13 protein-coding genes and 1 pseudogene are annotated in these 11,421 nt (G+C 53.9%); 6 read left to right on the top strand and 8 right to left on the bottom strand.

Translation table 11 applies throughout. The features are described from left to right. The first annotated feature begins 81 nt into the window (after nt 1-81). Nucleotides 82-717: an ECs1377 family protein gene (locus ENTMO_RS0112880; protein ID WP_010426145.1), complete on the top strand. Its 636-nt coding sequence runs from the start codon at nt 82-84 to the stop codon at nt 715-717. Between the two features lie 27 nt (nt 718-744). On the opposite strand, the gene pdxR is transcribed toward ENTMO_RS0112880, so the two are convergent. Beyond that, complete coding sequence (gene pdxR / locus ENTMO_RS0112875; RefSeq protein WP_010431456.1) at nt 745-2,223, bottom strand: MocR-like pyridoxine biosynthesis transcription factor PdxR; 1,479 nt, start codon at nt 2,221-2,223, stop codon at nt 745-747. A 163-nt stretch (nt 2,224-2,386) separates the two neighbouring features. On the opposite strand from pdxR, the gene ENTMO_RS0112870 reads away from it, so the two are divergent. Further along, entirely contained in the window at nt 2,387-2,842 is a 456-nt protein-coding gene (locus tag ENTMO_RS0112870) for a GNAT family N-acetyltransferase (RefSeq protein WP_010426143.1), read from the top strand. 68 nt (nt 2,843-2,910) lie between these two features. On the opposite strand, the gene ENTMO_RS0112865 is transcribed toward ENTMO_RS0112870, so the two are convergent. Further along, complete coding sequence (locus tag ENTMO_RS0112865) at nt 2,911-3,213, bottom strand: ArsR/SmtB family transcription factor (protein ID WP_010426140.1); 303 nt, start codon at nt 3,211-3,213, stop codon at nt 2,911-2,913. A 161-nt stretch (nt 3,214-3,374) separates the two neighbouring features. Here ENTMO_RS0112865 and fusA point away from each other — a divergent pair, with 161 nt between their 5' ends. Continuing rightward, entirely contained in the window at nt 3,375-5,474 is a 2,100-nt protein-coding gene (gene fusA, locus ENTMO_RS0112860; RefSeq protein ID WP_010426139.1) for an elongation factor G, read from the top strand. A 62-nt stretch (nt 5,475-5,536) separates the two neighbouring features. Here the strand turns inward: fusA and ENTMO_RS0112855 are convergent, their stop codons facing one another. Beyond that, nucleotides 5,537-5,971, bottom strand: a complete 435-nt coding sequence (locus tag ENTMO_RS0112855; RefSeq protein ID WP_010431452.1) for a DUF3828 domain-containing protein — start codon at nt 5,969-5,971, stop codon at nt 5,537-5,539. 5 nt (nt 5,972-5,976) lie between these two features. On the opposite strand from ENTMO_RS0112855, the gene ENTMO_RS26875 reads away from it, so the two are divergent. Next, the gene (locus ENTMO_RS26875; protein ID WP_324292037.1) at nt 5,977-6,222 is read left to right on the top strand and encodes a hypothetical protein; all 246 of its coding nucleotides are present in this window, start codon (nt 5,977-5,979) and stop codon (nt 6,220-6,222) included. Nucleotides 6,223-6,457: 235 nt separating this feature from the next. On the opposite strand, the gene ENTMO_RS0112840 is transcribed toward ENTMO_RS26875, so the two are convergent. After that, nucleotides 6,458-7,030 carry a flavin reductase family protein gene (locus tag ENTMO_RS0112840; RefSeq protein WP_010426134.1) on the bottom strand — a complete coding sequence of 191 codons (573 nt, stop codon included), beginning with the start codon at nt 7,028-7,030 and terminating at the stop codon, nt 6,458-6,460. Nucleotides 7,031-7,138: 108 nt separating this feature from the next. On the opposite strand from ENTMO_RS0112840, the gene nhoA reads away from it, so the two are divergent. Beyond that, complete coding sequence (gene nhoA / locus ENTMO_RS0112835; protein ID WP_010426133.1) at nt 7,139-7,975, top strand: N-hydroxyarylamine O-acetyltransferase; 837 nt, start codon at nt 7,139-7,141, stop codon at nt 7,973-7,975. A 9-nt stretch (nt 7,976-7,984) separates the two neighbouring features. Here nhoA and ENTMO_RS24125 read toward each other — a convergent pair. Then, a pseudogene (locus ENTMO_RS24125) lies at nt 7,985-8,344 on the bottom strand (helix-turn-helix domain-containing protein); the annotation flags it as partial. A gap of 184 nt (nt 8,345-8,528) precedes the next feature. Here ENTMO_RS24125 and ENTMO_RS0112825 point away from each other — a divergent pair. Continuing rightward, complete coding sequence (locus ENTMO_RS0112825) at nt 8,529-8,978, top strand: hypothetical protein (protein WP_010431448.1); 450 nt, start codon at nt 8,529-8,531, stop codon at nt 8,976-8,978. A gap of 85 nt (nt 8,979-9,063) precedes the next feature. Here ENTMO_RS0112825 and narI read toward each other — a convergent pair whose 3' ends face one another. The 3 genes from narI to narH form a co-directional block, all read right to left on the bottom strand. Beyond that, nucleotides 9,064-9,744, bottom strand: coding sequence for a respiratory nitrate reductase subunit gamma (gene narI, locus ENTMO_RS0112820; RefSeq protein ID WP_010431445.1), 681 nt, complete (start codon nt 9,742-9,744; stop codon nt 9,064-9,066). Next, a complete protein-coding gene (narW, locus tag ENTMO_RS0112815) occupies nt 9,741-10,436 on the bottom strand; it encodes a nitrate reductase molybdenum cofactor assembly chaperone (protein WP_010431443.1) in 696 nt (231 codons plus the stop codon). Before narW ends, narI begins: the two co-directional genes overlap by 4 nt. After that, on the bottom strand, nt 10,436-11,421 hold a 986-nt coding region (gene narH / locus ENTMO_RS26620), incomplete at its 5' end, for a nitrate reductase subunit beta (RefSeq protein WP_010431440.1). The genes narW and narH, both read right to left, overlap by 1 nt.

Genomic DNA, 11,421 nt, shown 5'->3' with positions numbered 1-11,421 from the left:
AATGCCGTTGCGGTTCAGCCCTTTATAAAAGTCGCCGCGCTGGATAGAATTACCCCATCCACAGCGACCGGATACACCACTATGACCACCCGAGTCGATTACCAGATTGAAAAATATCTCCTTACCGAAGCCGCCGAGCCGGAACGCCTGACGCGCCAGTGGGCAGAGGTGCTGGAAGAGTGTCGTGAGCAAAAATCCGGTGCTGAGGAGCGCTTGCGCCTCGCGCTGCTAAATGTGGATTATGTGACCAGCTTCGAGCTTCCCTTCAGGCTTCTCCTCACCCGTGCGCCACAGCTGATAGACGGCGTCAGAAACGAGCTGCAGCTTAGTCAGAAAAATGTTCTGTTTAACGGCAAGCGCTTTGGCTGCGTCTATAGCCTTAAAAAGGATCTCAACGGAATACCTGACGAGTTTACCTATCAGTTGAAAACGCGGATCCAGCGCAGTGACGCGACAGGATGCAATGAAGTCCCTTACCGGCAAATCGCCCTGCAGGTGAAAGCGCCCCGCGAACGACTCAAGCTGGCGCTGGAAAACGGGCTGTCCGTGACGGCGCTCGACGGGCTTTTCTGGTTTGGTATTCAGCGCATCGCGGCGGATGTTCAGAGGTTAAGGAGAATGGGCGTGCGCATTGTGACGTCGGAAACCGAGGTCTTTGATACGCTTACAAAGACCAGCCGGCGGGTTCCTGTTTATAGCCTTGCTCGCCCGGAATGAGTATCAGCCGCTGACCAGTCGACCGCATCAAACAAGACGGAAAATTGCGGCCAGTTTTTTTACAGCGTCTTCTATTTCCCTCTCCGTATAGGCAGCAAACCCCATCAAAAAACCGGTGGAGCCGGGGGGACCTGCATATAAACCGGTAAGCCCTAATATATCAACGCCCGCATGGCGAGCGGCGGCGGCAATCTCTTTCTCAGATATACCGTGCTTCAGGAGACAAGGCATCTGCATTCCACCCGCTGGCGTTATGCACGCAACATAATCAGAAAGATACTCTTCCATCAGGCTAGCCAGTTTGTCGCGACGAGCAACATAAACGCTCCGCATCTTGCGAATGTAGGCACCAAAATGCCCACCTTCCAAAAATTTAGCCAGCGTCAATTGGTTTATTGAGGCTGTATGGCCATCCATTAATGTCCTGGCCATGGTAAGGGGCTCTGTCAACTCTGAGGGAACGATCATGTAAGCAATACGTAACCCAGGGAACAGGGCCTTGGTGAACGTGCCGATATAAATTGTCCGATGGTAAGCATCCAGCCCCTGAAGACAGGCCATAGGCTTTCCTTCGTAGTGAAACTCACTGTCATAGTCATCCTCAATGATCCAGGCCGAGTGACGATTTGCCCAGTCAATGACAGCCAGCCGTCGGTCAAGAGAGAGCGTCACCCCGGTAGGATACTGATGGGAAGGCGTAAGGTAGATAGCTTTGGCTGGTTCGGCCAGAGAATTAAGACCGTCAACTGAGATGCCTTTTTCATCAAGAGATACCGGAATACGGTGCAATCCTGCGGCGTTGAACGCTTTGTGTGCCCCCTGATAGGAGGGATCTTCAATGACAATGCCATCCCCGGTGTCCATCAGCACGTGGGAACAGAGCGCTAGCGCCTGCTGAGAACTTGTCAGAATGATGACCTGTTCTGCACTCGCCCGTGTCCCGCGCTCAAGATTGACATATTCCACGATTGCTCGCCGCAGGCGCTCCATACCCTGCGGAGGGCTTTGCGCTAATATCTGGTGCTGATATTCCTTCAGGACCTGCCGTTGAAGACGTTCCCAGGTTGGAATGGGAAACATGCGGGTTTCAGGAATACCGGGTGCCAGCGGACGGGGTGAGGAAAATTCGCGGATCCCGCCGCTTTCATAGATGACTTTTCCACGGGCACTGAGTTTTGCTTTTCGTGTTTCAGCGGTTGGCTGGCGCAGTCGAGAGCGAGGTTTTAAAAACCGCGCGCTGGAAGAGACAAAGCTTCCTCGGCCTGTTTGCCGCTCAATAAAACCTTCCGCATGCAGGCTGGAATAGGCTGCTTCAATCGTATCCCGGGAAACACTCAGTGAGATAGCCAGCGCACGTGAAGCAGGAAGGGCCTTACCGTTAGATAAGATCCCTTCCAGTATCAGTGTCCGTATCGCTCTCTGGATTCTTTCGTGAAGCGGTAGCGAACCGTTTGCAGGATCGATGATCCATGCTTTAACCGTTTCAAGCTGCGCGTGCTTAAACATTACGTTGTCCACTTTTCCTCTGTGTCTCTTGATTCTAAAGCAATATTGCGGACAGCAGGATGAAGAATTGGTCTGCATTTATGGCAAAAATTGGCGGGGAAAAACGTGCCATTCAGCAAATACACTCTTCCTGAAACAAATAACGGATAAGGAAAGAGGCAATATGAACAATACGAGCGTGACGGTTGAGGCAGTTAAAGAACGTGATTTTGAAAGCTGGATGCCACTGTGGGGTAAATACCAGGAATTTTATAATGTCGACCTCTCAGGGGCCGTCACTCAACGAACCTGGCAACGATTTTTCAGCCCCGTAGAACCGCTATTCTGCGTGGTGGCGCGATGTGATGGAGACGTAGTGGGTTTTGCGCATTATCTTTTTCACCGTTCGACCTGGGCTGAGAGCGATTACTGCTACCTCGAAGATTTATATGTCTGTGAGACCATCAGAGGCAAACACGTTGGCAAACAATTAATAGAATATGTTCAGAAAGAAGCAAGGAAACATCATGCCGCCCATCTTTACTGGCATACGCATGAAGCCAATTATCGCGGGCAACGATTGTACGACTGGATTGCGAAAAAAAGCGGGATGATTGAGTATCGTATGCACGTGAGATAAATCCCTTAGCTGACATGATGCCCCTTAAATCTATACGGGGCATTTTTCAGGGGAAACCCCACATGTTCTTATGATTTCGCCTGTAAAAGTATCTCCATCAGCCCCGGAAAGCGGGCGTCAAGATCCTCTCTTCGCAATGAAATCATATTTTCCCGCCCCTGCGGGCGCTGCCAGATAACGCCGCTGTCGCGCAGTACGCGCCAGTGGTGTGTCATTGTCGATTTCACCACATCTTCCGGACGAAGGGCATTACAGCTGAGTTCACTGCCGTCGGCCAGCCTGCGAATTATCGAGAGGCGGAGCGGGTTGCCGAGGGCGAACAGCACGTTTTCCAGGAGTATTTGTTCAGGTTCGGGGTGGTTTGGGATCATGGTTTTCCTGCGTGAAATGTCAGATTGAGCTATATCAACAATAGGTCAATCGTTAAAAAATAGTTCGATAATACTCGTACAATAGGACTATTATAGCAAACGAACGAATATACGACCATCCCGGTCGTCACAATACAGTCTTGAAGACTTAAGGAAATATCATGCCCCGACCCATCCCCCTCGAACGTTATCGCAACATCGGTATCTCCGCGCATATCGATGCCGGTAAAACAACCACCACTGAGCGCATCCTGTTTTATACCGGGATGAGCCACAAGCTGGGTGAAGTACACGATGGCGCGGCAACCACCGACTGGATGGCTCAGGAGCAAGAGCGCGGTATCACCATTACCTCCGCGGCGGTCAGCTGCTTCTGGCCGGGTATGGACCGGGGGTTTGAGCCGCACCGGATCAACATCATCGACACTCCGGGGCACGTGGATTTCACCATAGAGGTGGAACGTTCCATGCGCGTACTCGATGGTGCCGTGATGGTGTATGACTCCGTGGGCGGCGTACAGCCGCAGTCGGAAACCGTCTGGCGTCAGGCTAACAAATACAAGGTTCCACGCATTGCGTTCGTCAACAAAATGGACCGTCCGGGTGCCGATTTCTTCCGCGTCGTGCGGATGATGCAGGAACGCCTGAAGGCCAATCCGGTGCCGATTGTGATCCCGGTTGGCGCAGAAGAACATTTCACCGGCGTGGTGGATCTCATTAAGATGCGCACCATTCTGTGGGACGATGCCACTCAGGGCATGGCGTTTAACTATGCGCCGGTACCTGACGATCTGCTCGGTACCGCGCAAGAGTGGCGCGAAAAAATGGTCTCTGCGGCGGCGGAAGCAAGCGATGAACTGATGGATAAGTACCTGGAAACGGGCAATCTTGATGAAGCTGAAATCATTAAAGGGCTACGTATTCGCACCATTGCCGGGGAAATCCAACCGATGCTGTGCGGCAGCGCCTTCAAAAACAAAGGTGTGCAGCGCATGCTGGATGCCGTGATCGAACTGATGCCGTCGCCGCTGGACGTCCCCGCCATTGATGGCGTGGATGAAAAAGGGCAGCACGCGGAACGTCATCCGAGTGATGACGAACCGTTCTCGGCGCTGGCATTCAAGCTGATGAGCGACCCGTACGTCGGGCAGTTGACGTTTATCCGCGTCTACTCCGGCGTGCTGCGCAAAGGCGACGCGGTGTATAACCCGGTAAAAGGGAAGAAAGAACGTATCGGGCGTATCGTGCTGATGCATGCGAACGATCGCCACGAGGTGGACGAACTGCGCGCGGGCGATATCGCGGCCTGCGTGGGTCTGAAAGATGTCACGACCGGTGACACGCTGACCGACCCTAATGCGGTTATTACGCTTGAACGTATGGAGTTCCCGGACCCGGTAATTTCTCTGGCGATCGAGCCGAAAACCAAGGCCGACCAGGAGAAAATGGGTATCGCGCTGCAGCGTCTGGCGGCGGAAGATCCGTCTTTCCGTCTCCACACCGACGAGGAGTCTGGCCAGACGATTATCTCCGGGATGGGCGAGCTTCATCTGGAAATCATCGTCGACCGCATGAAGCGTGAGTTTGGCGTGGAGGCAAATATTGGTCGTCCACAGGTAACCTACCGTGAAACCCTGCGTAAAGCGGTGAAGGACATCGAAGGCAAATTTGTCCGTCAGTCCGGCGGTAAAGGGCAGTACGGCCATGTGGTGCTCAGCCTTGAACCGTTAGAGCCGGGCAGCGGCTTTAAATTTGAAGATGCCACCAAGGGAGGCGTGGTGCCGCGCGAGTATATTCCTTCCGTTGAGAAAGGACTGCGTGAGGCCATGAACTCTGGGGTGCTGGCGGGATATCCGGTTGTGGATGTGAAAGCCACCCTGACGTTTGGTTCGTATCACGACGTCGACTCCTCGGAGATGGCCTTCCGCATGGCGGCGATCCTGGGCTTCAAAGAGGGCGCGCGTAAAGCGGATCCGGTTATCCTGGAGCCCGTGATGCACGTGGAGGTGGAAACGCCGGAAGAGTACGCCGGTAATATTATGGGTGATCTCTCTTCCCGTCGCGGCATGGTGCAGGGGATGGCAGAGCAGTACGGCAGCCAGATTATTCGTGCTGACGTGCCGCTGGCAGAGATGTTTGGTTACGCCACCACCTTGCGTTCTATGTCACAGGGACGCGCGACGTACACGATGGAGTTCCATCATTTTGCGGAAGCTCCGCGGAATGTTGCGGAAGAGATTATTTCGCGGCGTTCTAAGTAGTTAATTAATTGCACATGGTAGTCGTTAGGCTACCATGTGTTTTTATTAGTACGACTGGGAGCTTATGCCTGTTGCTTAATTAGCGTCGCCGATCGAACTTTCCATTTTCCTTGTTCTTCAACGAGACAATCCGCAACAACATGATCTTGCTTCTTACCAAACGCGATATAGACGTTTGTGCAAACGGCGTCAAAATCAGAATGTAAGACGGTTATCTGATTCCAGTCATCATCCCAGTCCTGTGCTTTGATAAACATATCCGCGTCGGGCATATCTTTTTCATTACTGTCGCCTGAATACAATTCTTTAACTGCTGCAATTGTCCCAGAGGCAACGTAATCATTCATAACGTCTGGATTGAGTACGGGCGGTTTGTTCTGTTCTAACTGCGCGATATACCATTGATTGAATTTAAGCGCTGCCTGGCCCGGTGTATAAATGTTTTCTGCGACCGCGAGCGGAGAAAGGGTGAAAAGTAATAAGTAGAGTGGTTTCATTAATCATGCCTGAACAGTTCGTAATGAGGTTGTATGTTGCGGTAAGCCTGTCCTGGATACAGGGTGCGTTGTACAAAATCGCTGATCCACTGCTGACCATCGTATATGCAAACGTGCCCGCTATCGTGACCCACTATATTTTGGATAACGGCTACGTCACCGGCATGAGGTTGATCGTATACCAGGCGGAATCCAGCGTTGACCAAGGTACGGCCCATATCTTTCGCCAGACGCGTATTGGGGATTTTTAATCTTCCCCCGTTCTGATCGCTTCGGTGACGTAGCGAGCACAATAACCGGTGCTCTTCGGTTGGGCGTGTGATTTGGCATACGAGATTGCGCCATCTTTATTCCATGACATTGATATTTCCTTAACGCGTGAGTGCTAATGCAGCAACTCCGGAAATATCCTCAGTTTCACAACGCAATAGTAAACATAAAATGCCATAGAAATTTTATATAATTCAGACGCATATGTTTAAAAAATCAATCCAACGCCTTCACAATCTTCCCACTCGCCACAAACGTCCCGGCACCAAGATGATGCAGGGTGTTCAGCTTATCCCCGTCAAACTGCCAGCGGCCAGCGACAAACGCGCGTTCGTCTGCTGCTGCTGAAACCACTTCACCAAACAGGGTGTCATATTTTTCTGCCGCAGAAGTTACAGGTAATAACCGGCACTCCATCCACGCCAGACATTTCTCTTCAATAACCGGCAGGCCAAGTTCAGGACCGTTCACGACCGGGATCCCATAGCAGTTGAATTTGTCTTCATCGCGTCCGCTGACGCTACCGACCGCGTATGTCCAGTTGGCCGCTGCCACGCCGGGTATGACGATGCCAAATTTCCCGCTGCGCTCAATCAGCTCACGTGACCAGGTACTTTTATCCACGACGATCGCGATGCGCGGCGGTTCAAACTCAACGGGCATTGACCATGCGGCGGCCATCACGTTGCGTCTGTCGAGGCTTTCATCCCGACTGGTGATAAGCACAGTCGGACCGTGGTTCAGCAGACGGCTGGCATGACGTAATTCAACAGGGCGAAAGTGATTCATAGAGGCTCCTTATTTACTTTGATGAGTATGACGAAAAAGCACGTAAATCAAAGTGGACGCATAAAATTAGTTTATAAACAAAACATCGCAATCAAAGGAAACTGATGAATGTCCCCATTTCTGACCGCCTATTTCGCTCGCATCGGCTGGACGCAACCAACCGCTGTTGATATCGACATGCTGCGCGCGCTGCATTTACACCACAACGGCGCGATCCCGTTTGAAAATATTGATGTCGTTCTGCCGCGAGAGATCCACCTTGAGGATCAGAATCTGGTCGACAAGCTGGTCTCCGCGCGCCGCGGAGGCTATTGCTTTGAGCAAAACGGCCTGTTCGAACGCGTATTGCGCGAAGTTGGCTTTACGGTACGCAGCGTGCTGGGGCGCGTCGTTCTGGCAAATCCGCCGCAAATGCCGCCGCGCACGCATCGCCTGCTGCTGGTGGAGCTTAACGGTGAGCGCTGGATTGCCGACGTAGGGTTTGGCGGCCAGACGCTGACGGCGCCGATTCGTTTGCTTGCCAATGAAGAACAAGAGACGCCGCACGGGCTGTATCGTCTGCTGAGTGAGGGTAACGACTGGGTACTGCAGTTCCGCCACCACGAGCACTGGCAGTCGATGTATCAGTTTGACCTGACGACGCAGTATTTCAGTGATTACGTTATGGGGAATTTCTGGTCGGCGCACTGGCCGCAGTCGCATTTCCGTCACCATCTGCTGATGTGTCGTCATCTGCCGGATGGCGGCAAGCTGACGCTAACCAACTTCAACTTTACCCACTGGCAAAATGGCCATGTGGAGGAGCAGATCCATTTGCCGGACGCTGAAGCGCTTTACCGACTGATGCAGGAACGCTTTGGACTGGGCGTTGACGATGCAAAACACGGATTTTCACTGGCTGAGCTCACGGCCGTGATGGCGGGTTTTGAAACGCAGGGAAAATAACTCACTTCATTATCGGCCGCGAAACTCGCGTCGATAGCGGGAAGGTGAGGTATTGAGCAGATTGTGAAAGTGACGGCGTAAAGAGGTCGTCGAGGGAAAACCGACGCGCTCGGCAATGTCATCCACAGGCTGGTCGGTTTTTTCGAGATAGCGCTGTGCGACGATGATGCGCTGGTTGAGTAGCCAGCGCGAAAAACTTTCCCCCGTGGTTTGCTGGAACCGCCGGGTAAAACTGCGTCGGCTCATGCAGGCTTTCTCCGCCACGCAGTCCAGCGTGAGTGCGAGCTGGAGATTCTCCGTCGCCCAAGCCAGCGCATCGGTGAAATAATCCCCGCGACGCGTATTCTGAACCGGCAGCTCGACATACTGTCATCTCTCTGAATTTTTCCGCACTTCATAAAACCAGTCACGTTTCAGGTCCATAGAGTTTGTGGCATTCCGTGGTGGAATTTTCTTCTGCAAAACGGCATGCTTCAGTCTTAATCGCCCGGTGGCGGCTACGCCTTACCGGGCCTACAGCCCACGCGGCGGCATTACTCGAAGGCATGTTGATATGGAAATCGTATTACGAAATAAATTCAGTTCATTGGGAATGTTTTTGGGGGGAATTGCACTCATTCTCTCAATCGTTCAGTTTTCATTCGGACCGTTTTCTCCAAAGCCGGCAGCGCTTGAGGTTATTGTTGCTGAGAAAGTTTCGGCTGTAAAACAAGGGGTAATTGCGGGGTTAAAGGGAGAGCGTCCTGCTGCCCGAACAGAAAAAACGACGGTTGATATCGACAGCATTATTCTTAACGCCGGGATTATACTCGCTGTTGTGGCACTGGGACTTTCGTTCATCGGAGGAATGTGCAAGGAGAGCCGTTGGGGTATCTCTGGGGCACTTCTATTCTCAGGGCTAACGCTGACCTTTCATGCTGTGCTGCTTGCGTTCGGGCTGATCGTCGCAGTGTTGTTGCTGTTATTTATTCTCTCTCTGGTAACCGGAGGTTCCGTAGGCTGATTATAGCCCGGTGGCGGCTACGCTTTACCGGGCCAGGAGGAACCTGAACGTAGGTCGGGTAAGGCGTAGCCGCCACCCGACAAAATCAACGACGCGATCTCACCACCTGATACCGACGGGTAAAATACTCAAACGGCGCGCTCCACACGTGCACCAGACGGGGGAACGGGAAGATCAGGAAGATCGTCATCCCGAGCACCAGATGAACGCGGAAGATCGGCGCCACGCCGCTCAGCATTTCTGATGAGCCTCCCTTAAACGTCACGATCCCCTGCGCCCAGCCGACCAGCTTCATCATCTCACTCCCGTCAGGATATTGTGCGGAGAAGGGGATGGTGGTCAGGCCCAGGATGCACTGGATCAGCAAAATACTCATGATGATGATATCCGGCGTGGTGGACGTGGCGCGCACGCGCTGATTGAACAGGCGGCGGTAAAGCAGCATAGAACCGCCAATCAGCGTCAATACGCCACAAACCCCACCCGCCATCATGGCCAACTGCTGTTTAACCGCGACGGGTAAAAACCAGGCGTACATCCAGTGCGGGGTTAACATGCCGAACAGGTGTCCGAAGAAAATCCCCAGGATCCCGATATGAAACAGGTTCGAGCCCCAGTTCATGCCGCGTTTGCTGAGCATCTGGCTCGACGAGGCGCGCCAGGTGTACTGCCCGTAGTCGTAGCGCAACCAGCTGCCGAGGAAAAAGACGGTGGCGCAGATGTAGGGGTAAATGTCATAGAAAAACACGTTCAGGTAGTGTGTCATTTTGGGCCTCCGGCGCTGACGTCCACGTACTGCGGCGCGACGTCCTGGCTAAAGCGTCGTTGATATTGCTGCATCGGCGAGCTGTCGCACGATGTGGCGTTGTCTTCGATAAACTTGACCTGTTCCTCTTCCCAGACGGCGTCCAGCGCCTGGCGGGAATCATCCCGTTTTTCACTGGACACCTGTGTCGCCACGCTGTCGCTGGAAAGCCGCGTACCCGCCAGCGCCAGCAGGGCGTCAAATAGCTGGTAATGCGCCACGCCGCGCTGCTTCAGACGTCCCCCAATCAGCGCCAGGATCGGCGCGACGTTTTGTAATCCTTCGCGAGCTTCATCGTCGGTGACGATGCTGAGGTATTCCAGGTAGAGCGGCAGGTAATCCGGCAGCTCACGACAGTCGAGCTGCAGCCCGGCTTTCTCGTACTGGCTCATCAGGTCGACCATCGCCTGACCGCGATCGCGGGACTCAGCGTGAACGTGCTCGAACAGCAGCAGCGACGTTGCGCGACCGCGCTCAAAAACCTCGCACCACTCGGCCTGTTTATCCAGCAGCGGGGCGTTCAGATGCTGCCGGGTAAACGGCAGCAGCGTGGGCGCGTCCTGCTCAATCAACGAAAACGCTTCATCACGGCTATCCCATAGGGTTTCATCGGGATATTCGATCAGCAGCGCGATGATTTTGAGGATTTGCATTATTCTCCCTCCCCGTGTTCGCGCACCTCGGTGATGTTAATCGCGTCAATGCGGCTGCTGTTGAAGAGGTTGAATTTGGTGTCGGAGCCGTGGCAGCCGTCGCCAAAGGTGAAGCCGCAGCCGTTTTTCTCCGGGAAGGCGTCGCGCGCCATTTCACGGTGGCTGGTCGGGATCACGAAGCGATCTTCGTAATTGGCAATGGCCAGATAACGATACATCTCTTCAACCTGCGCTTCGGTCAGGCCCACTTCTTCAATGGCGCGGGTATCGGTCACGCCTTCCACGGTCTGGGAACGTTTGTAATGGCGCATCGCCATCATGCGCTTCAGGGCGCGCAGCACCGGGCCGGTATCGCCCGCGCTGAGCATGTTCGCCAGATACTGCACCGGAATGCGCAGGCTTTCAACGGCAGGCAGGACACCGTCGCTCTGCGGCAGGCCGCCCGCATCAGCGTAGGACTGAATCGGTGACAGCGGCGGCACGTACCAGACCATCGGCAGGGTGCGGTACTCCGGATGTAGCGGCAGGGCCAGCTTCCAGTCCATCGCCATTTTATAGACCGGCGAGCGCTGGGCGGCGTCAATCACGTTCTGCGGGATACCCTGTTTCAGTGCTTCTTCAATCACGGCCGGGTCGTTTGGATTCAGGAACACGTCGCACTGGCGCTCGTACAGATCGGTTTCATGCTCGGTGCTGGCCGCCTCTTCAATGCGGTCCGCGTCATACAGCAGCACGCCGAGATAGCGGATGCGCCCGACGCAGGTTTCCGAGCAGACGGTCGGCTGGCCGGATTCAATGCGCGGATAGCAGAAGATGCATTTTTCTGATTTGCCGCTTTTCCAGTTGAAGTAGATTTTCTTGTACGGACAGCCGCTGATGCACAGACGCCAGCCGCGGCATTTATCCTGGTCGATCAGCACAATGCCGTCCTCTTCACGCTTGTAAATCGCGCCGCTCGGGCAGGTGGCGGCACAACTGGGGTTCA

It is taken from the genome of Enterobacter mori LMG 25706, from assembly GCF_000211415.1.
GTDB lineage: Bacteria > Pseudomonadota > Gammaproteobacteria > Enterobacterales > Enterobacteriaceae > Enterobacter > Enterobacter mori.
Note: the sequence above shows the minus strand (reverse complement) of the source record. Positions and strands in the feature narration are given on the sequence as shown.